Consider the following 20,127-nt stretch of genomic DNA (forward strand, 5'->3'; position numbering starts at 1 on the left):
CACGAGCCGCCCGGTTGGGCCCGAACCGGCTGTACAGAATTCTCCGGAGCGGTCATTCGAGCCGGTTATTGGCTGCGTTCAGCCGCCCATCAAACGGCCTCTAGTTTCGAGACGTATGGCAGGACAGTGGGGCGAGCTGTAGGACACCGGCAAGGCCGGCCCATGCGTCTCACGTTCAGACATTGAGCTTGCGCTCGGCCATCCACTTGACGATGGCCGGGTCCCGATGCGAGAAAAAGCTGCTGGCTGCTGTGTCCAGCTTCGCAATGCGAGCTATGTCGCCGTCGTCCAGTTGGAAGTCGAAGACGTTCAGGTTCTCTTCCATGCGCTCCTTGCGGACAGACTTCGCGAGAGCGACAACGCCACGCTGAACCAACCAGCGCAGGACGACTTGCCCAACCGACTTCCCATACTTGCTGCCGATGGCCACCAGCTCCGGGTTCGTGAAGAGGTTGTTCCTCCCTTCCGCAAACGGCGCCCACGCTTCGGCTTGCACACCGTTCTCCCGCATGAACGCCACGGCCTCATCTTGCTGGTGGAAGGGATTGATTTCAATCTGGTTGACCGCGGGCGGCACCTCGTTGAAGGCCTTGATGTCCATGAACCGGTCGGGCTGGAAGTTGCTCAGGCCGATGGCTCTGAGCTTGCCGGCCTTGTAGGCCTCTTGCATCGCTCGCCATGAACCGTGCACGTCGCTGTACGGTTGGTGGATGAGGTAGAGGTCGAGGTAGTCCAGCTGCAGCTTGCGAAGCGACTTGTCGATGGCAAGGCGCGTCTTTTCGTAGCCCGCGTCCTGCACCCACAGCTTGGACGTCACGAAGATTTCTTCGCGAACGACCCCGCTCGCGCGCAGGCCCAGGCCGACTGCCTCTTCGTTCATGTAAGACGCCGCTGTGTCGATGTGTCGATAGCCGGCCTCGAGCGCGCTGATGACACTGCGCTCGCATTCCTTCGCGTCAGCAATCTGAAAGACGCCAAAGCCGAGGATGGGCATCTGGATGCCGTTGTTCAAGGTCACGTGAGCCATTACCGCAGAGACCAAGTTCGGCAGCGACGATGGCCACCTGTTCCCCGAGAACATGCAACCGCTGATCATCACCGCCGCGCCCTATGCGCCTTCCTACGTGCCCTCGGATTTCCCTGGCGAAATCGCGGTGACGATGGAAGAACAGATCCAGATGGCGGTCGACTGCTACAACGCCGGTGCCACAGTGCTGCACCTGCACGTGCGCGAACTCGACGGCAAGGGCAGCAAGCGCCTGTCCAAGTTCAACGAACTGATCGCCGGCGTGCGCGCCCGGGTGCCGGACATGATCATCCAGGTGGGCGGCTCCATCAGCTTCGCGCCGGAGACCGAAGGCGCAGCTGCCAAGTGGCTCAGCGACGACACGCGCCACATGCTTGCCGAGCTCGATCCCAAGCCCGACCAGGTGACCGTGACCATCAATACCTCGCAGATGAACTTCCTGGAGCAGTTCGACTACCGCGACGTGCAAGGCAGCTCACTGGAAGACCCGGTGGTCTTCAATGCCTACAAGGAAATGACCGTGCCCGCCCAACCTGGCTGGGCCGAAGAACACATCCGGCGCCTCACTGCCGCAGGCATCCAGAGCGAGTTCCAGTGCTACAACCAGAACAGCTTCGAGTCCGTGGAGCGTCTCATTCGCCGGGGCATCTACAAGGGCCCGTTGGTGCTGAACTGGGTGGCGATCGGCGGTGGCATTGATTCGCCCAACCTCTACACGCTGGCCAACTTCGTGCGCGGCGTACCCGACGGCGCGGTGCTCACGGCCGAGAGTTCTGTGCTCAACACGCTCCCCGTGAACATGTGGGGCATCGCCGCGGGCCTGCATGTGCGCACCGGCACCGAAGACAACCTGTGGAACCAGACGCGCACCGCGAAGATCGGCACCGCCAAGCAGATCGAGCAATTGGTGCGCATCTCGGGCGAACTGGGTCGTCCGATCGCCACGGCGAAGCAGGCGCGTGATATCTGTCGCATCGGCGTGTTCTACGACACCGTGGAAGAAACACTGGCCGCCAACGGTTTTGCACCCAACGCGCCAGGCCGCCAGCAAGGCTTCCTGCGCAAGGCCGCATAAAAATCCTGCGAAGGAGACAAGCCACGCAACGCCGTTTCTCCCTCGTGAAGGCCTTCGCATCTAGCTAGACGCCCGACTTTCCGGGGGTGAATATTGCGTAGTTTCCGTTGGCCAGCGCTACCAGCTTGTCATCGACGTAAATCTTGGAGGTCAAGTTCGCCACCGCCTTTCCCCGATTGACGAGCTCGGTCACACAGACAAGACGGCCGCTGACGATCGGCTTGAAGTAGTTGATCTTGACCTCGATGGTTGCGCAGATCTGCTCAGTCGAAAGCGTCGGGTAGAGCGCAGCGCCCATGCCAGTGTCGGCCATGGCATAGGCAATCGCACCATGCACGACGCCATGCGGATTGAGGTGGCGTGTCCCTACAACCAGACTGAGCTTGCTGAAGCCCGCGCGCTGTTCTTCAACGGCCAAGTCGATATGTTCAGCGAACGGATGATGCATGTGCGGCAGCGTACCAGCGTTTGAAGCGGTTCTTCAGATCGAGCGCCCCCGTCCACCGGCATCTCGACCCCTGTCGATCATTTCCGTGAAATCCGTCGGCCGCTGCGGCCTTCCATGCTCGCATCTCTCAGAGCCCCGAGGTCGATAGTGTCAACCGTGAAGTCGGTACCGGAGAGGCCGTCGACGACCCATGAGCGGCAGGTTAGGGCTCTGCAGACATTCCTTTGCTGGGTACGCGAAGGCCACGTCCATCGGCTCACGCCCGTCCGCGGACCATGTCGAGCAGGCGACCCACGATGCGCTCGCCATCGGCCCGCAGGCATTCTGCACACCGAACGTCAGGGCGTCCACTTGCCACAATCTCAGACCAACCATGGCTTGCCGAACACCGGTTCCTTGTAGGGAATCGGCGGCAGTTGCCAGGTACCGGTGGAGGGCGGTCGGACTTCGGAATCGACGTGCACGTCGATCACGCAGGGCCGACGATTGCGCACCGCCTGCTCGACCGCGCCGCGCAGGTCCTCGCTGCGCGTGACGGTGACGCCGTCGGCGCCGCAGGCGCGCGCCCAGGCCGCGAAATCGGGGTTGTAGCGTTCGCCGCCGGGGCCTTGCTTGCCCTTGTAGAAGGCCGTGCCGAGTTCACGCCCCTCGAACAGGCCGTACTGCAAGTCGCGGATTGCGCCCCATGCGAAGTTGTTCCACACGATCCAGACGCACGGCAACTCGTACTCGACCGCCGTCGCGACGACGTAGGGCGCCATCATGAAGCCGCCGTCGCCGACCACTGCGACGCAGGGCCGGTCGGGCGCCGCGAGCTGCGCACCCAGCACGCCGCAGACGCCGAAGCCCATCGACGAGTAGCCCCAGCTGTTGAGCATGCTCTGCGTGCGCTTCGGCTTCCAGAACTGCATGAACCAGTTGTGGTGCACGCCGGAGTCGAGCGAGAGGATCACGTCGTCGGGCAGCACGTCCTGCAGCGCGTCGACCACGTACTCGGGGCGGATCGGCGTCGTGATGGCGCTGAAGTTCGGACGCACGAAGGCTTCCCATTCGGCCTGCCATTCGCCGACCTGGCCGCGCCATGCGCCGAAGCGCGATGCCTCGACGTCGCGCCGGTGGTCGAGCGCGGCCAGCAGTTGCGTCGCAAACACCTTGGCATCGGCGATCACGCCGAGCGTCGGCGGGTAGTTGCGGCCCAGTTCCAGCGGATCGATGTCGACGTGCAGCAGCTTCGTGGACGGGAAGTTCCACGAATAGCCCGGATGCCAGCTCGACGACGAGCGGTCGTCGAAGCGCGTGCCGATGCACAGCACGAGGTCCGCATGCCGGCCGGCCTGGTTCGCGGGATAGGCACCGTTGCGGCCGATAAAGCCGAGCGTCAGCGGATCGTCCGCCGGCACGCAACCCATGCCGTTCGGCGAGGTGATCACGGGGATGCCGAGCCGTTGCGACAGCGCCGTGATCTCCGGCCCCGCCTCGGCCAGCGTCGCGCCGTGGCCGATGAAGAACACGGGCTTCCTCGACGCGGCCAGCAGCTCCAGCGCGGCGGCGACGTCGGCGTCGCTCGCGCCGGGCCGATGGCCGCCGTGACGATGCGAGACCGGCGGCACCTCGACCTCGGCCTCCTCCTGGAACACGTTGTACGGAATGTCAATGTTCACCGGACCGGGCCGCCCCGTGACCATGGTGTCGAAGGATTGGCGCAGCGCCAGCGGCAGCATGTCCACGCGCGTCGGCTGGAAGGTGCGCTTGACCACCGGACGCAGCACCTGCGCGAAGTCCGCCTGGTTGTGTGCGTACAGCTCCTGGAAGGGCGCGCGGTTGGCCTGCGAGGTCGGAACGTTGGCGGTGATCGCGAGGAAGGCCGACGAGTCCGACAGCGCCGTCGCGAGCGACATCACCATGTTCGCCGAGCCGGGGCCGGTGGAGGTCAGCGTCGCGACCGGCTCGTGCTTCACGCGGAAGTAGGCGTCGGCCATATGGCCGGCGCATTGTTCGTGGCGCGGCGACACCATCTTCACCTGGTCGCGCACCTGGTGCAGAGCATCCAGGATGCCGACGTTGCCGTGTCCGCAGATGCCGAACACGTAGGGCACTTTCTGCTTGACGAGGTATTCGGCGATCAGCTCGCCACCCTTCATTCTTGCCATGGGCGTGTCTCTTTCTTTCTCGATGTGTCTGTTCGTGGATGGGGCGGATCAGGGCAGCAGCGTGACCATGCGCTCTTCGCTCATCTCGCGGATCGCGTGGTGCGGGCCTTCGCGGCCGAAGCCGCTGTCCTTGGTGCCGCCGTAAGGCATGAGGTCCACGCGCGAGCTGGAGGTCTCGTTGATGTGCACGCCGCCGACCTCGAGCCTTCGTGCCGCGCGCAGCGCGTCGTCGAGACGGTTGGTGAAGACGCCGGTGGCAAGCCCGTAGGGTGTGGCGTTGACGCGATCGATCGCCTCGTCGAGACGGTCGAAGGGCGCGATGCACATGACGGGGCCGAACACCTCCTGGCAGCCGAGCGGCGTGGTGGCGTCGACGTTTGCGAGCAGCGTCGGCGGCACCACCGCGCCGCGGCGCTCGCCGCCCGCGAGCCTGCGTGCGCCGATGCGCATCGCGTCGTCGACCCAGCGCTCGATGCGCTGTGCCGATGCCTCGCTGATCACCGGCCCGACAACCGTGCCGGGCGCCTGCGGATCGCCGTAGGGCAGTGCAGCCACCATCGCGGCGAGGCGGCGCTCGACCTCGGGCAGCACGGCCGAATGCACCAGCAGCACCTGCACCGAGGTGCAGACCTGGCCCGCCTTGCGGTACGCGGCATTGACGATCTTCGGCAGCGCGGTGTCGAGATCCGCGTCGTCGCAGAGCACGCAATGGGCGATCGAGCCCAGTTCCATCTGCGTGCGGCGAAGTCCGGCGCGGTGCTGGATCGCCCGGCCCGCCTCGGTGCTGCCGGTGAAGGCGTAGAAGCGAACTTCAGGCTCGTCGAGCAGCCATTGCGCGACCTCCGCCCCGCCATGCAGGACGGACATCAGCCCCGCCGGAAGCCCGGCCGCCTCGAGGACCTCGGCCATCACGCAAGAGGTCATCGGCGTGTGCAGAGAGGGCTTGAGCACCACCGCATTGCCTGCCGCGAGTGCGGGCGCGACCTTGTGCGCGACGGTGTTGAGCGGCGCATTGAAAGGGGTGATCGCGCATATCACGCCCAGCGGCACGCGCAAGGTGAAGCCGATGCGGCCCGTCTGGCCCGGCGCGCCTTCCATGGGCACCAGTTCGCCGCTGAAGCGGCGTGCTTCCTCGGCCGAGAGACGGAAGGTGATCACGCAACGCCGCAGCTCGCCCGCGGCGTCATGCCGCGTGAAGCCGGCCTCGGCCTGGAGGATCGCGATGAGCTCTTCGCCGCGCTGCTCCAGCAAGACGGCCGCGCGGTCGAGGATCGCGCCGCGCTCGTTGGCGTCGAGCGTGTTGCGCTTGAACGCGGCCTGCGCGGCGGCGATGCTTTCGCCGACCTGCGACCGCGAAGGCAGATGCGCTTCGCCCCATGGCTGCATGCGGTACTTGTCGAGCACGACCGCGGTGTGCTCGCCCTCGACCCATCGGCCATCGATGAACAGCCGGCCCTGGCGCAGACCCACCTGCTTCGCGGCGCCGACGTGGCTCGCGGATGCGCTCGCGCTCACAGCGGAGCCTCGCCGTCTTCGACCGGCGTGGTGACCACGAGGAACACGAGAGGACCGATCCCCGTGTTGGTGAAGCTGTGTCGCACACCGGGCGGCACGAACACATAGTCGTGACGCCGCATCACGCGACGCTCGTCATCGAGCGTGAGAAGGCCTTCGCCTTCGAGCACGTGATAGACCTGTTCCTGCACCTTGTGCACGTGTTCGGCCACATGCGCCATCGGCTGGTAGCAGGAGATGCGGTGATCGATGCGGCGCGATCCGCAGGTATGCGGTGTGACCAAGGGCTTCGACAGCGCACCACCGAAGTGCCCGGGATATTGGAGCCAGTCGATCTCGGCGACATTGGCGAGGAAAGAGTCTGTCATCTGCGGCCTCACTCAGGCTTGATGCCGGAAGATTCCGCCACCTTCTGGAAGCGCTCGACTTCCTCTCTCTGGTACTTCGCGAATTCCTCCGACCCGAGCGGCAACAGTTGTGTGCCTGCCTTCTGGGCGTACGCGCGGGCGGCGTCCGACGCCACAATCTTCATCGTGGCTTCTGCCAGCTTGCCCGTGATGTCGTCGGGTGTGTCGGAACGCACGTGGATGGAGGTCCAAGTGTTGTACACGAACTCCGGATAGCCGCTCTCCTTCACTGTCGGAACCCTCGAAAAGAACGGATGCCGGGCTTCGTCCGTGACGGCCAGGGCGCGGATGCGATGGCCCTGCAGCAGCGGCGTCGCGCCCGCCAGGTCGACGATGGCCCAATCCAGATAGCCGCCGGCAACGTCGGTTAATACCTGCGTGAGGCCCTTGTAGGGCACGTGCGTGTACTTGAAGCCGGCGGAACTGGCGAACCAGTCGGCCGCCAGGTGGAAGCCTTCGGAGGCGGTGCCCGCGTTCAAGGCGGACTTCTTTGACGCAGCCACCAGCTCGGCCAGCGTCCTGTAAGGCGAGCCGGGAGGGACCACGATGGCGGTCATGTTCTTGGTCAGGCCCGCCACCGGCTTGAAATCCTTGGCAGCGTCGTAGGGAAGATCCTTCACCATCACCACATTGGTGACCAGCGGCGCAGTACTGCCCAGAAGCAACGTGTAGCCATCCGCCGGCTGGCTCTTCACGAATGTTGTGCCGATTGATCCGCTGTTGCCGCCCGGACGGTTGTCCACCAGAACCGGTTGACCGAGCGCGGCCGACAGCTTTTCGCCAAAGAAGCGCGCGGCCGCGTCCGAGCCGCCGCCGGGCGTAAAGGGCACGATCATGCGGATCGGCTTGTTCGGGAAGGTGGCTGCCCCCTGCGCAAAGGCAGGGACGCACAGCGCGAGGCCAGCGGCCAGAAAAAGGCGGCGCGCGCCAAGGACGGTCTTATGCATGTTGTCTCCTTTTGGACTTGTGGCGACGATCAAGACGCGGTGGCGCCACTGTCCACCAGCTCGATTCGGCCCGTGATTCGCTTTGATTCGTCGGAGGCCAGGAACAAGGCCATGTGGGTCAAGTCCTCGATCTCGATCGGTCCCAGCAGGTGTGAGGGGACCTCCGGCCGGTGGTGGCGATTCTTCTTGTCGAAAATGCGATGGTTGGGGAAGTCCTGCTGGAACTTGGTCATGCGCGGGCTGATCACGACGCCCGGGGCAATGCAGTTGACGCGGATGCCGTCGGGAGCGTACTCCACGGCCATGGAGCGGGTCAGCGCAATCACCGCTCCCTTGGCGGCGGTATAGCAGTCGCGCCCGGAGGTGCCGATGGTGGCGTTGTAAGAAGCCGTATTGATGACCGAGCCCCCGCGACCGGCTTTCTGCATGGCACGGATCCCGAAGCGGCTTGAGAGAAAGGTGCCTAGCAGCTCCAGCTTGATGCATCGCCAGAACTCATCCATGTCGACAACCGTCACCATATCGTCGTGCGGGGTGGATCCGCCCGCGTTGTTGTACAGGATGTCGAGATGGCCGCCGAAAGCCGCAGTGCCTTCGGCCACCGCCTGCTCGACGGATGCCTCGTCTGTCACGTCGCAACGGACGAACTTGGCCTTGCCACCATGGGCGCGAATGGACTCCGCCAGGTCGGCGCCGCGAGCTTGATCGATCTCGGCCACAACCACTGCCGCACCTTCGCTGGCGAAGCGGACAGCGGCAGCAGCACCGATGCCAGCACCGCCTCCAGTAATGAACGCAACCTTGTCTTTCAAACGCATGGAATGAGTCTCCTGAGATGTGTGAGTGGAAAGGAAAAGGGGGTTTCAGGCGATCTGCGATGCGGCATCACTCGCGACCACTTGGTCCCAGTCTGGGCAGACGCGCTGTTCGTACGGTCTGTCCCACTCGGCCGCGTTGCCAGCATCGATGATGTCGGGCGCCAGATCGATGCGGCGCGCTACGCGCTCGCCGCGCAGGTGGCGTAGAGCCATCTCGACGGCCAGGCAGCCGAAGCGGTGGGTGTTGAAGGAGGCGGTGGCGGCCAGGCTACCTGCCCGGACGGCAGCGACGGCATCGGGCGTGCCATTGATGCTCACCATAGGCACCCTGCGTCCGGTTTGCACGAAGGCCTCCAGCGCGCCCATCGCCATCAGGTCGTTGGCGGTCAGGATCGCATCGAGTCGTGCATGCCGCCACAACAACGTCAGCGCCGCCTCGCGGCCAGGCGCGTGCTGGTAGTAGCCCGACACCACGTCGACCAACTGCATGTCTGTGTACTGCGCAAGTGCTTGTTCGAACCCCCTGCGGCGCTGTGGTGTTGTGATGGAGTCTGGGTGGCCTTCGATGATGGCCACCTTGGCATCCGGGCGCAGTCGAGGCAGCACGGTGTGCGCGAGCGTGGTGGCCATGCGTGTGTCGTCGGACCCGATGAAGCCTACCCATCTCCCCGCAGTCGGCTCGCTTACGAACAGCACGAGAGGGATGTTCGCAGCGTTGACGCGCGCGATGGCATCGTTGATTGCGCTGGCGTGCGCAGGCAGCAGAATAATCGCGTCCGGTCGATCGATGATGGCCTGATCGATCAAAGCGGACTGCTGCTCAGGGCTGTCGGCCATCTCCGGCGCACGATGGTCCAGGGTGCAACCCATGCGTTGTGCCACCGTGCGCGCACCAACCAGCGCGCCGCCGTACGCAGGGTTGGTATGGTTCTTGGTGATGATGCGAAGGTGTTCCAATGTTTAGACCTCAAGAGGGGTTTCGGGCGGCGAAGCAGAGTCTGTAGACGGCAGCCTGGACAGGTTGGCGGCAGCCGGTGAGCGACTGGGCCGCCTCAAGGACTCGTTCGCCCGCCTCGAGGCTGTCGGTGTCGAACAGAAGCGCCCAGGCGATCTGCGCGTCCGGCCCGTTGCGCAGCCCCTGTTCGGTGCTGGACGCCGCGGGCGCCTTGCGTTCAGCGGCCAAAGCAGTGACCTGCAGCACGCCGGGCGGACTCAATAGCTGATCGCAGGTCGCGGGCGCGTCGACCAATTCGCCGCGCGGCGAGGCCAGCGCCGCCAGGAATCCGCCTTGGGCCTGCCCCGCGCGGCCTGTGATGACGCAAACCGTGCGTGACATGTTGCGGAAGTGGCGCATCGACTCGCGTGTCCACGCGCTGGGCGCATCGACGCGGGCGCGATAGGCAGCGCTGTTCAACACCTCGGGTGCGGTCACGCGGTAGGCGCCGAAGATCTCGGCGCCAGTGCCGGCAACCCGATCAAAGCGGCGTGCCTCCATGAAGCCCGGGATCGCGAGGCGCTCGAAGTGATGCTCCCGGCCGTACCACTCGCGCACCGTGGCACTTTGGCCGGGCGCCACGTCGTGCCAGATCGCCAGCATGCCGCCGGGGTTGGCCGCAAGCGACGGGGTCGTAGGCGCATTCATGGGAGCGAATGGTCGTCCCGTAACCCTTAACCGTCTATTCGCTAATATTCAGCAACCGATCACTGAAAGTTTTGAATGGAACTTAATCTGCGCGACCTACGCTACTTCGAAGCCGCGGCGCAGACCGAGAATTTGGGGCGTGCCGCGGAGACCATCGCCCGCAGCCAGCCAGCGTTGACCAAGGCCATCCGCCGTCTCGAGCAAACCGTGGGCGGCCCGCTGTTCGAGAAAGCCGGCCGCGGCGTACGACTCACGCCCGTGGGCCAGGTGTTGCTGGAGGAAGCGAGGCGGCTGCGCGTCTCGGCGGACGAGGCGCTGCGCCACGTCGCCGATTTCTCCCAGGGTGTCGCGGGACTGGTGCGGATCGGCAGCGGGACGGTCAGCGTCGGTGCGCTGCTGCCGCAGGTGTGCCACGTGCTGCTGTCGCAGGCGCCGAAGGCGCAGGTCAGCATCGAGGTAGGGGCCAGCTTCGATCTGCTGGAGCACTTGAGGCAAAAGCAACTCGACCTGGTCGTCGGCCTGCTTCCGCCGGAGAAGGACGAGTTGCTCATACGGCATCCCTTGGCAATGGAGGAAGTCGTGGTTGCCGGCCGCACAGCCCACCCTATCTTCAAGACACGGCGCATCAGCCTCGAAATGCTGCTTGACTATCCATGGGTGCTACCAAAACCTGAAGCCCCGAGCCGCCAATGGCTCGAGGCCGCCTTCGCGGCTCACGGTCTCCCGCCGCCCACCGTTCAGATCGAAGCAAACTCCATCCCACTGCTGCCGCAGTTGATCGCGGGCACCGACCTCCTCAGCTTTGTGTCGCGCCACACGATTGCGTCCGAAAGGCGCGCACGGCTACGCGAAGTGCAGCCTTCGCTCCTAGTGCTTCGACGCGAACTGGGAGTGAGCTCCCGCAGCGGTGGCTATCTTTCGCCGGTATCCCAGCGTCTGCTCGAACTGCTGAAGCAGCGGGTCCCCGCGCTGCTCGTCAGCGAGTTCGAGTGAAGGCTACTGTCAGTCATCTTTGGCTTGCCCGCAACTCCAACTTCGCGGACGTTTGAACGGAGGCCCACGACGCGTCGCCCATCCCCATCGGCGCCAGTCTGACACCTGTGCTTGAACGCGCGCCTGGTGGAGATCGCGCGCCGTTTCCTCGCGGCAGCCAGTTGCGGCGGTCTGCCATCGCGACCGACCGGGCTCCTGAAGGGCCGCAAGCTGTCCGCCTACCCTGCCTGCCAGCTGCGGCTGCCGTTGCGCAGCGAAAGCGGACTTAGAGGCGAGCAAGCTTGAACGGCCGATCGTCGGCGCCACGGCGCTCAGCCACGAGCCGATGACCGACACGCGCCTCTGGCTCTTCCTCGACGAGTTGGAGTCGCTGGGCAAGCTCGAATCCTTCGTGCCGGCGGCCACCAAGGGTCGCAAGCACGGTTTGCGCATCGTCGGCAGCATCCAGGACTGGGCGCAACTGGACGAGACCTACGGCAAGGACTCGGCCAAGACCCTGCTCGCATGCTTCCGCAACTACCTGATCTTCGGTGCGTCCAACGCATTCAATGCCGACAAGGCCAGCGAAATCCTGGGCAAGCAACACGTCGAGCGAATCCAGATCACGAACACCGTCGGCCGCGGCGGGGGCGGAAGCCGGCAACTGGTGGCCTACCCGCAGCGGGCAACGGCCATCGAGATCACCGCGCAGACCGCCAAGCCCGTGCAACAGCCATCCCCGGCGTCGGAAGTTTCAACGGCAACGACTTCCTCGAAGGCACCCAAACGCCGGGCGCGCCGATCCGATCATGCAGACCGCACAGCAGACCTGTTCGCTGACGCCGCGCCTGACACCTCGAATTGAGTCACACGCCGAGCCATCCGGAACCCATGTTCACACCCAAGGCCTTGGAGTCGAATCACCCGGGCGAAAACGGCGCAGGTGGAACAGTAGCGTCACGGCGCTCTTGCCCATCCCGACGGTGACCCAACGACGCATGGGTTGGAATACACTGAAATTGCATCGGAGGGCTTCGCATCAGCAATTTGCAACTCGAGGAGCCAATATGATTGATGCACGTATCGGTCGGCATCTCTCGACTGACCGTCCAGAAGCTGCACAACGGTATCAGCTCGCTGTTGATCGCATCCTCGGTTCTCAGCCGGGCGCCGCGGAAGCCCTCGATCAAGCTTTGGCGCTGGACAGCAACCTCGCCCTGGCGCTGGCTGCGCGCCACATGCTTGCCAAAGACGCCAACGCTGCTGACGCAGAGTCCTTCAAAGAGCGTGCGCTACTGGCCGCACGGGCTGCGCTGCCTTGGGAGCGCGCGCATATCTCCGCGCTCTTTGGCCTTCTTGAAGACCCCTACGCCAACCTTTCAGCGACCGAGGCCTACATCGCCGCCAACCCTAGCGACCTGCTAGTCGTCTCGCAACTCTGTGGCTATCTGATCTTCTATGGCGGTGCACGTAAGCTTGAACGCGTTCTCAATATCATGGAATCGGTCGATCCCAGTTTGCATAACGATTGGGCCTGGCTTGCAAGAATGGGGTTCGCAGCCAGTGAGGCCGGCGATCAGAGCCGAGGTCGTGCACTTGTCGAGCGAGCACTGCAACAGCGCCCACAGTCTCCCTACGTTATCCATAGCTATGCGCATGTGCTACACGACCAGGGTGAACCTCGGCAATCATTGGAATTGCTGGGTGACTGGCTAGACGCGCACCGCGCGTCGGCGGAGGGCGGTGCTATGTATGGTCATGTGCAGTGGCACCTGGCATTGGCAGAGTGGCAGTTGGGATTGACCGAGCAGGCATGGCAGCGCTATGAGCGTTACTCTGCACCAGAGACCACTCGCTGCGGTCCGGTGCTGACGCTGGCCGATTGCGGCGGATTCTTGTTGCGTGAATACCTTCGCACCGGGGCAACGCGTCCAATTTCAGCCTCAGTTTCCGCCCTGTCCGGGCGCTTCAAGTCCACGCTGTCACATCCGTTTATCGCACTGCATCTTGCCGGGATTCAGGTATCGGCAGGCGATATTGCTGCGCTTGAGGAAAGCAAGGCGACTATCACAGCCAAGGAGCCCAGCGACCAGACGAGGCTCTCGATCAGGCTGGTTGATGCTGTCAGTCAGTTTGCCAGAGGGCAGTACGCTGAAGCAGCCGATACATTGAAGCCGATATCTGCGGATCAACGCGTTTCCATCGGTGGAAGTCGTGTTGAGCGCGTCCTGATCGATCTGCTTGAAACAAGGGCAATTGAGCTCGCTGCCTAGGCAAGCGTGGCAAGCAGCACCATGCCGGGCGCGCCGAATGGAAGCTCGTATGTCCATTCCGCAGCATCTCGATGCTCTAACCCCGCTTGCTCCCGCCGAGCGAGCGAACACAGGGGACGCTGCGAAATGCCTCATGGATGTGCTTGCAGCAGGTTCATGCTGCGCAGCGCTTGCTCAGGGCACTGGCCAACCGACAGCAAGGCCTGACCGCCACGGCGCTGGGGAGCATGGGCCTGCATAGTGAAGTCTCTGCGGCCGCTGGCCGCCTGCCGGGGGGCGTCCCCGTTGTACTCGATCATTCGCGAGGCCGAAGCACCGGCGGGAATCAGCGCCGATCTCGGCAGGCCTGGGAGTAAGATCGCCAAGCCAACCACGCAGTCCCTGCGTTCCTCCATCTGTGCCGACCAGGGGGACCGAATGATCGCACGCCGACGTCTGGTGCTTGCAGCAGGCATGGTGCCACTGGCATGCCCGCTCGCCGTCTCGGCCCAGACGCCTGGCAGGACGTGGCGCATCGGCTATCTCTCGGGGGGGTTTCCGCCGCCGGACCGCGCGCCGGCGAGTCCCCTCCGCGAGGAGCTTCGAGCGCTCGGCTATGTCGAAGGCAAGAACATTAGCTTCGAGGGACGTTGGGCCGAGCTTCGCAACGAGCGGCTGACCGCGGCTGCGAACGATCTGATCGGAAACAAAGTCGATGTGGTCGTCGCGGTCGGGTGGGCTGCCGCGAAGGAGATTAGCAGGGCGACCTCCACGGTTCCCGTCGTGTTCCTCAGCGCCGGCGATGCCGTGGAAGCGGGATTGGTGCCCAGTCTTGCGCATCCGGGCGGCAACCTGACCGGAGTCAATGATCCAGCGGGCACGCTCAGTGCCAAGCGCCTGGAGTTGCTGAAAGACCTGGTTCCATCCGCAAGGCGGGTGGCGGTGCTGTGGAACGCGGCCAATTACGCGATGACCTTGAGGTACGAGGAAATCAGGCGGGCCGCGGAGCTCTTGCACATCGAGATCGAGCCGTTGGGGGTTCGTGAGCCGGACGATTTCGACGACGCGCTGGGCGCGATGAACCGCGAGCGACCTGATGCGCTCATGATGGTCACGGATGCACTGACCAATCTGAACCGGCGACGTGTCATCGACTACGCGGCAGAGCACCGGATCCCCGCAATGTACGAGTTCGGCTCAGTGGTCCATGCAGGCGGGCTGATCTCGTATGGAGCCGATGACGACGCGAACTTCAGGCTGGCCGCGCAATACGTTGCGAAGGTCCTACGTGGAGCGAAGCCCGGCAATCTGCCGGTGGAACAACCCAACGAGTACTTCCTCGTCATCAATTTGAGGACGGCGGAGGCACTGGGTCTCACAGTTCCCCAGGGACTTCTGTTGCGCGCGGCGGAAGTCGTTCGGTGACTCGACCGCAAGTTTGGATCGACCAAGATCGTTAAAAACATCCAGGTCCGTGTGAATACCGGACGACACGGCACACCACCGTCTCGTCGCTCTAATCCCAATTCGTGACGTTTTTCAGAGGGATCTGATTGACCTACCGGGGCCCTGCGAAAAGACTGATCCGATGGGAATCAATGTTGACCTACCGCCTCTCTCACTGTTCAGCCAAGCCAAGAGCCGAGAGAGGCACTCGGCGCCTTGATCGTTCAGGAATCACTGTTACGTGGACGCGACGAGCAATGGTGCGCCTGTACGCGCGACGTCCTTGCCGACACGATGCTGCTGGGGTTCGGGATGATCGCGGAGGATTTCACGATCGGCGAGATCACCCTGCCCTACGTGCCCGATCCACATCGCGCCACACCGATTGAGATCGTCAGCTAGGACCGCGATGCTTGGCATCACTCCGATTCGCGGCGACAACCAGTACGCGGCGGCCCACTACTTCTCCTCGGCGGACGACTACTACGCCAAGGAGAACCCCGGCCTCTGGCAAGGCGCCGGCGCCGAGCGGCTGGGCCTGATCGGCCCCATCGAGCAGAAGCAGCTATCTCGGCTTCTGGATGGGCAGCTGCCCAATGGCGACCGGATCCAGGCGACGTTTGACCCGGTCGACAAGAAGAAGCGAATGGGACTGGACCTGACCTTTTCCGCGCCAAAGTCCGTCTCGATGCAGGCGCTGATCGCCGGCGACAAGGAGGTTAGCGACGCTCACGACCGCGCAGTGGCGAGCGCCTTGGCCCATGCCGAGAGGCTGGCGTCCGCACGCAGGAAGGTCAAGGGCAAAAGCGTGCGCGAGGACACAGGCAATCTGGTGATCGGAAGGTTCCGCCACGAAATGAGCCGAGCCAAGGATCCGCAGTTGCACACGCATGCGGTCATCCTCAACATGACGCAGCGCGCCGACGGCGCCTGGCGCGCGCTGTCGAACGAGCGGATCTTTGCGCACCGGATCGAGATCGAGGCGCACTACCACGCCGAGCTTGCGATCAACCTGAAGCAGCTGGGGTACGAGATCCGGATGACGGATCACACCGGCCGCTTCGAGCTGGATCACATCTCGCGCGAGCAGATCGAGGCCTTCTCGGAGCGTAGCCGGATCATCGAGGAAGCGTTAGCCAACGACGGGAAGACGCGGGCCACGGCCACGACGCTCGAAAAGCAGATCATCTCGCTCGCCACCCGAAAGGGAAAAGACGAGCGCGATCGCGCGATCATCAAGGAATACTGGGTCACCAAGAGCCGGGAGCTCGGCATCGACTTCGGCGCGCGCAGCCAGATCAAGGACCGCGCCTACAGCGCCGATGCGGAGCTACTCTCGAAGCTGCAGCCGGGAGTTTCGATCGCCCAGGTGTGTGTCCAGTACGCGATCAGGCATTTGGGCGAACGTGAAGCGGTTGCAACCGAGAGCGAGCTCACCACGATCGCGATGCAACGAGCCGTCGGTATGGCAAGGCCCGACGAGATCCGGGCTGAGATCAAGCGACTGGTCTCCACCGGCGCGCTGATTCCTTCGACGACGACCTACACCCTGGTGGGCCGCCCTGACAGTCCCGCGATCACGGCAACGGCGTGGGCCCTGTTCCTGCAGAACCTGAAAGGTTGGAGCCCGGGCGAAGCGAAGACCTATGTACAGCAGGCCATCCAGCGCCGATCGCTCGTGGCGGCGGGCACCCGACACACCACGACAAAAGCACTCAAGCTCGAGAGAGCCATCTTGGCCATTGACCGTGCAGGACGAGGGAAAATTGAGCCGATCATCGCCGCCGATGCGCTCGCCGCCGCGCTGGCCGAGACCACCTTGAACGAAGGACAGCGCGAGGCGGTGAAATTGATGCTTGGAACGACGGACCGGTTTGTCGGAATCCAGGGCGATGCAGGGGTCGGCAAGAGCTACGCGGTGACCGAGGCCGTCAAGCTCATCGAGAAGTCGGGCGGCGGCATGCGCACGATCGCGCTGGCGCCCTACGGGAATCAGGTCGATGCCCTCAAAGGCGATGGCCTCGATGCCAATACGCTCGAGAGTTTCCTTCGCGCCAAACACAAACCAATCGATGACAGATCCCTCGTCATCCTCGATGAGGCAGGCGTCGTCGGCGCGCGCCAGATGGCCCAGCTGATGCGAGTGGTGGAAAAGGCCGGAGCCCGGATGGTGCTCCTCGGGGACACCAAGCAGACGGAGCCCATCGAGTTCGGCAAGCCGTTCTCGCAACTGCAGCAGGCGGGCATGAAGACCGCCCGGATCGACGAGATACTGCGACAGCTGAACGACACGCTCAAGAAGGCGGTGAAATACGCCGCCGATGGACAGGTGCGCGAGTCGCTCAAGCACATCAGCCACCTTGAGGAAGTCGCGGAGCCGACTGCGCGTCATCAATCAATGGCGAGTGACTTCGTAGCGCTCAGCAAGACCGAGCGCGATCGAACCCTGATGGTGGCGGGGACCAACAAGGCCCGAAGGGAGATCAATCAGATGGTTCGGGAAGGGCTCGACCTGGCCGGCAAGGGCCGGGAGGTCGACACCCTGATCCGGTTGGACATGACTAAGGCCCAGCGTGCCTGGGCCGCAAACTACAAGCGCGGCATGGTGATCCAGCCAGAGAGGAACTATGCGCAGGCCGGCCTGAAGTTCAGCGAACGCTATGTGGTGAAGGAGGTCACGGGAGTCCATCTGACCCTTGAGCGTCCGGATGGTACGACTATGCAGCTCAATCCTCGCAAGACCCAGCGACTGAGCGTCTACTGGCCCGAGCGCGCCGAGTTCGCCGTCGGCGACGTCGTCCGGATCAACCGCCAGGACAAGACGCTTGGGGTGCGCAATGGGGATCGCATGCGTGTGACCGCTGTCATCGGCCCCTTGCTGAGGCTCGAAGCGATCAAGCGCAAGGAAAGCGATCCGAGCAAGTCGATTGAACTGCTCGGCACCCAACCGCTGCACATCGAGCATGCGTATGCGACCACCGTTCACAGCGCGCAAGGCCTCACTACTGACCGAACCCTCATGTCGCTCGACACGGTCAGCCGGACAACGTCGATGAACCTCTACTACGTTGCAGTCAGTCGCGCCAAACACGAGGCCCGCATCTACACGGACTCGATTGACAAACTGCCGAATGCAATCTCGAGGATGTGTGACAAGACGACGGCGCTCTCCATTCAGCAGCAAAGGGAGCAGGAGCGCGGCTTACCCACCACTCGTCGAGTTCTCAGGGCGCCCGCCGAGGGAAGGAAGCCTATTCAAAGGAAGTCAGGGCAAATCGGACGCTTCGGATAGATCCTCCAGATGGAGCAAGTTTGCTGCGAGCAACCAACAGGCAGCTCAGACCACGCCCAAGCTTGCATTCATCTCATCTCCGATTGCTCTCAGCGAGTCAGAGAAAACAAACCGCAAGTCAACGTCAGATCGGAAATGCGCGTCCTGAGCGCGAACGCGGAGTCGCGGTGCGCAACCCCGCACGTGACGTACGCTTGCCCCACCAGACAGGCTGCGACGACGCAGTTCGGCCACTCGTCGATTTCCTCGAGATAGGCACTCCTTCATCCGTTCGAGCCTTCAGGCAGATGGCATCCCCGTGATGGACGCGCGTGCGCCGGCCTGTGGTCCTGCAATAATCGACCACAACCAGACCTTGCCTAAATGGATTCAGATGCGCAGGCTCCTTTCCTGCTCTTCGGCTCCACCATCGGCGTGTTCGTCTGGCGTATCGCTCTTGGCGTTCCTCTCTCGGTGCCAGGCGACGACCTCATCCACTTCAAAGGTTCCAGACTCAATGACCAAGTCCTACGCGCAACTCAAAGCCACCATCGCAAAACTTGAAAAAGAGGCTGCCGCGCTGCGTGCGACCGAAACGACCAAGGTGGTTGCGCAAATCAGGGAATCGATTGCCTCGTTTGGCCTGACGGTCGAACAGCTCTTTGGCCGTGGGGCCGAGGCGCTGAAGACAGCCGCCGGCAAGGCTCTCGGCGGCGGCAAGGCAGCGCGCAAGGGCGCAGGCATTCCCAAGTACCGCGACCCGAAGACAGGCAAGACCTGGACGGGCTTCGGCAAGGCTCCGAGTTGGATTGCCACGGTTCGCAACCGTGACAAGCTCCTCATTGATCAATCTGGCGTCGTCGCAGCACCTCCAGCCAAGGAAGCCGCGGCGCCGGTCGCGCCGGTCGCGCCGGTGGCGAAGAAATCGGCCCGGAAGGTCCGCGCAGTTCCGACCCCGGTGAAGACGTCGAGTCGCGCCAAGAAGGCTGAAGCCGCAGTCCCTGAAGCAAAGGCCGAAAAGGCCGTGAAGAAAGCCGCGACAAAGAAGAGTGTTCCTTCGAAGAAGGCTCCGCCGGCAAAGAAGGTAGCTGCCGCCCCCAATGCTGCGAAGGCTCCCAAGGTTGCTGCGAAGGCCCCCGAGAAGGCCGCCTCCAAGGCCGTCAAGCCGAAGCCTGCTGCCAAGACCCGCAGCCCGCGCACGACCACGAAGGCTGCAGCGCCTGTTGTGACATCCGCCGTGCCGGAGACCGCCGAGACGGGAGCGTCCGCGAGCTGATAGCTCAGTCAGCCTCTTCGTCCGAAGAATCCACACAAACGGGCCGCTCTGCGGCCCGTTTTCTTTTGGCGCAGCTTCCAGAATGGCGCCGACCAAGGATTGGGGCCGTGATCACACGGCTACAGTCGGAACTGGCTCATCGGGGAATCGGTGGCGTAAGGGGCATGGTGCAAGTCCGGTGATGGCCGGTGAAGCCCCCGACAACCGAATCCACCTGGCTTGGAATTGAGCGTCAACGTAGGTAGGTCTGATTCGATGATTGGCGGGCCGCCCCGATGAATATGTTCGGCCAGTACCGGACCTTCGATACGGTCGCCCAGTTTCAAAGGTGCAGGCACGGCTTTGCAAGAAAGCATGATGAAAAGAGGCTGGAGATTCTTCGTAGCGGCGTTCCTCTATGCGGCAGCGATAGGCCTAAGTGCCTTCGGTCGGTTGAGGGCGCCAGCCAGCCAGTCAATAGCAGACGTCTGGAGTGAATCTCGTAAGCATGCATATTTCAGCAGGGGAATGCTCGGTCGATTCGATGCCTTCCGCATCTCTCGGTTGCGCACGATGATGGTCGCCAAGAGGCAACTGATTCTCGCGCTCGTGACCTCCGCGTTTGGCGCTCTTCTTCTCGTCTACGGCGCGAAAGGGGTCCTCCTCGAGCGTGCGCAGAAAAGCTGGCCGCGAACGGACGGCATAGTGCGCTCAGTGCAGATTACGTGGTCGGATGGCAAAAACGGCCGCCTGTGGTGTCCCGAGTGGAGGTATGAATACTCTGTGGACGATAGGCGCTACTTCAATCGTAAGCGGGCGACCAAGGCCCTCTTGACGGGCCGTCAGCGGCTCATAGCTTGATCTGGGCGAGACGGTCGTTGACCTCGATGCTGTCGAGCGCT

General features: G+C 63.6%; 18 protein-coding genes. 9 read left to right on the forward strand and 9 right to left on the reverse strand.

The features are described from left to right. Positions 1 to 175: 175 nt before the first annotated feature. Positions 176 to 1,027, reverse strand: a complete 852-nt coding sequence (locus BLW05_RS32290) for an aldo/keto reductase (protein WP_093168494.1) — start codon at positions 1,025 to 1,027, stop codon at positions 176 to 178. A 52-nt stretch (positions 1,028 to 1,079) separates the two neighbouring features. Between BLW05_RS32290 and BLW05_RS32295 the strand changes: the two genes are divergently transcribed. Next, positions 1,080 to 2,102 (forward strand): beta-keto acid cleavage family enzyme, encoded by a 1,023-nt coding sequence (locus tag BLW05_RS32295; RefSeq protein WP_093168495.1) that lies wholly within the window; start codon positions 1,080 to 1,082, stop codon positions 2,100 to 2,102. Positions 2,103 to 2,166: 64 nt separating this feature from the next. On the opposite strand, the gene BLW05_RS32300 is transcribed toward BLW05_RS32295, so the two are convergent. The 8 genes from BLW05_RS32300 to BLW05_RS32335 form a co-directional block, all read right to left on the reverse strand. Continuing rightward, entirely contained in the window at positions 2,167 to 2,550 is a 384-nt protein-coding gene (locus BLW05_RS32300) for a PaaI family thioesterase (protein WP_093168497.1), read from the reverse strand. Positions 2,551 to 2,912: 362 nt separating this feature from the next. Beyond that, positions 2,913 to 4,700, reverse strand: coding sequence for a thiamine pyrophosphate-binding protein (locus BLW05_RS32305; protein WP_093168499.1), 1,788 nt, complete (start codon positions 4,698 to 4,700; stop codon positions 2,913 to 2,915). A 48-nt stretch (positions 4,701 to 4,748) separates the two neighbouring features. Next, positions 4,749 to 6,170: an aldehyde dehydrogenase family protein gene (locus BLW05_RS32310; protein WP_256330602.1), complete on the reverse strand. Its 1,422-nt coding sequence runs from the start codon at positions 6,168 to 6,170 to the stop codon at positions 4,749 to 4,751. A gap of 41 nt (positions 6,171 to 6,211) precedes the next feature. Further along, positions 6,212 to 6,583, reverse strand: coding sequence for a cupin domain-containing protein (locus BLW05_RS32315; RefSeq protein WP_093168501.1), 372 nt, complete (start codon positions 6,581 to 6,583; stop codon positions 6,212 to 6,214). 8 nt (positions 6,584 to 6,591) lie between these two features. Beyond that, a complete protein-coding gene (locus BLW05_RS32320; RefSeq protein WP_256330600.1) occupies positions 6,592 to 7,602 on the reverse strand; it encodes a Bug family tripartite tricarboxylate transporter substrate binding protein in 1,011 nt (336 codons plus the stop codon). Beyond that, the gene (locus BLW05_RS32325) at positions 7,599 to 8,387 is read right to left on the reverse strand and encodes an SDR family NAD(P)-dependent oxidoreductase (RefSeq protein WP_093168505.1); all 789 of its coding nucleotides are present in this window, start codon (positions 8,385 to 8,387) and stop codon (positions 7,599 to 7,601) included. Before BLW05_RS32325 ends, BLW05_RS32320 begins: the two co-directional genes overlap by 4 nt. Before the next feature lie 45 nt (positions 8,388 to 8,432). After that, entirely contained in the window at positions 8,433 to 9,344 is a 912-nt protein-coding gene (locus BLW05_RS32330; protein WP_093168507.1) for a sugar ABC transporter substrate-binding protein, read from the reverse strand. A gap of 10 nt (positions 9,345 to 9,354) precedes the next feature. Further along, positions 9,355 to 10,029 (reverse strand): hypothetical protein, encoded by a 675-nt coding sequence (locus BLW05_RS32335; RefSeq protein ID WP_143044987.1) that lies wholly within the window; start codon positions 10,027 to 10,029, stop codon positions 9,355 to 9,357. A 75-nt stretch (positions 10,030 to 10,104) separates the two neighbouring features. Here BLW05_RS32335 and BLW05_RS32340 point away from each other — a divergent pair, with 75 nt between their 5' ends. The 8 genes from BLW05_RS32340 to BLW05_RS36970 all read left to right on the forward strand — a co-directional run bounded on the left by BLW05_RS32340 (position 10,105) and on the right by BLW05_RS36970 (position 20,086). Next, on the forward strand, positions 10,105 to 11,022 hold the full coding sequence (locus tag BLW05_RS32340; protein WP_093168511.1) for a LysR family transcriptional regulator: 918 nt from the start codon (positions 10,105 to 10,107) through the stop codon (positions 11,020 to 11,022). 292 nt (positions 11,023 to 11,314) lie between these two features. Continuing rightward, entirely contained in the window at positions 11,315 to 11,866 is a 552-nt protein-coding gene (locus BLW05_RS32345; RefSeq protein WP_256330603.1) for a type IV secretion system DNA-binding domain-containing protein, read from the forward strand. A gap of 202 nt (positions 11,867 to 12,068) precedes the next feature. Next, positions 12,069 to 13,274 carry a tetratricopeptide repeat protein gene (locus BLW05_RS32350; protein WP_256330601.1) on the forward strand — a complete coding sequence of 402 codons (1,206 nt, stop codon included), beginning with the start codon at positions 12,069 to 12,071 and terminating at the stop codon, positions 13,272 to 13,274. A 285-nt stretch (positions 13,275 to 13,559) separates the two neighbouring features. Further along, the gene (locus BLW05_RS32355) at positions 13,560 to 14,678 is read left to right on the forward strand and encodes an ABC transporter substrate-binding protein (protein WP_143044988.1); all 1,119 of its coding nucleotides are present in this window, start codon (positions 13,560 to 13,562) and stop codon (positions 14,676 to 14,678) included. 237 nt (positions 14,679 to 14,915) lie between these two features. Continuing rightward, the gene (locus tag BLW05_RS35720; RefSeq protein ID WP_143044989.1) at positions 14,916 to 15,101 is read left to right on the forward strand and encodes a hypothetical protein; all 186 of its coding nucleotides are present in this window, start codon (positions 14,916 to 14,918) and stop codon (positions 15,099 to 15,101) included. Between the two features lie 7 nt (positions 15,102 to 15,108). After that, the gene (mobF, locus tag BLW05_RS32360) at positions 15,109 to 17,991 is read left to right on the forward strand and encodes a MobF family relaxase (RefSeq protein WP_093168515.1); all 2,883 of its coding nucleotides are present in this window, start codon (positions 15,109 to 15,111) and stop codon (positions 17,989 to 17,991) included. Positions 17,992 to 18,487: 496 nt separating this feature from the next. Beyond that, positions 18,488 to 19,246: an H-NS histone family protein gene (locus BLW05_RS36765; protein WP_177142902.1), complete on the forward strand. Its 759-nt coding sequence runs from the start codon at positions 18,488 to 18,490 to the stop codon at positions 19,244 to 19,246. A gap of 555 nt (positions 19,247 to 19,801) precedes the next feature. Next, the gene (locus BLW05_RS36970) at positions 19,802 to 20,086 is read left to right on the forward strand and encodes a DUF3592 domain-containing protein (RefSeq protein ID WP_371127007.1); all 285 of its coding nucleotides are present in this window, start codon (positions 19,802 to 19,804) and stop codon (positions 20,084 to 20,086) included. Positions 20,087 to 20,127: the final 41 nt, after the last annotated feature.

The sequence above is a fragment of the Variovorax sp. YR216 genome (assembly GCF_900107745.1).
Lineage (GTDB): Bacteria > Pseudomonadota > Gammaproteobacteria > Burkholderiales > Burkholderiaceae_C > Variovorax.

Coding starts and splice junctions, on each gene's coding strand:
- BLW05_RS32290 (WP_093168494.1), bottom strand. CDS start 1,027: ATGGCTCACGTGACCTTGAACAACGGCATCCAGATGCCCATCCTCGGC.
- BLW05_RS32295 (WP_093168495.1), top strand. CDS start 1,080: ATGCAACCGCTGATCATCACCGCCGCGCCCTATGCGCCTTCCTACGTG.
- BLW05_RS32300 (WP_093168497.1), bottom strand. CDS start 2,550: ATGCATCATCCGTTCGCTGAACATATCGACTTGGCCGTTGAAGAACAG.
- BLW05_RS32305 (WP_093168499.1), bottom strand. CDS start 4,700: ATGGCAAGAATGAAGGGTGGCGAGCTGATCGCCGAATACCTCGTCAAG.
- BLW05_RS32315 (WP_093168501.1), bottom strand. CDS start 6,583: ATGACAGACTCTTTCCTCGCCAATGTCGCCGAGATCGACTGGCTCCAA.
- BLW05_RS32325 (WP_093168505.1), bottom strand. CDS start 8,387: ATGCGTTTGAAAGACAAGGTTGCGTTCATTACTGGAGGCGGTGCTGGC.
- BLW05_RS32335 (WP_143044987.1), bottom strand. CDS start 10,029: ATGAATGCGCCTACGACCCCGTCGCTTGCGGCCAACCCCGGCGGCATG.
- BLW05_RS32340 (WP_093168511.1), top strand. CDS start 10,105: ATGGAACTTAATCTGCGCGACCTACGCTACTTCGAAGCCGCGGCGCAG.
- BLW05_RS32350 (WP_256330601.1), top strand. CDS start 12,069: ATGATTGATGCACGTATCGGTCGGCATCTCTCGACTGACCGTCCAGAA.
- mobF (WP_093168515.1), top strand. CDS start 15,109: ATGCTTGGCATCACTCCGATTCGCGGCGACAACCAGTACGCGGCGGCC.
- BLW05_RS36765 (WP_177142902.1), top strand. CDS start 18,488: ATGACCAAGTCCTACGCGCAACTCAAAGCCACCATCGCAAAACTTGAA.
- BLW05_RS36970 (WP_371127007.1), top strand. CDS start 19,802: ATGGTCGCCAAGAGGCAACTGATTCTCGCGCTCGTGACCTCCGCGTTT.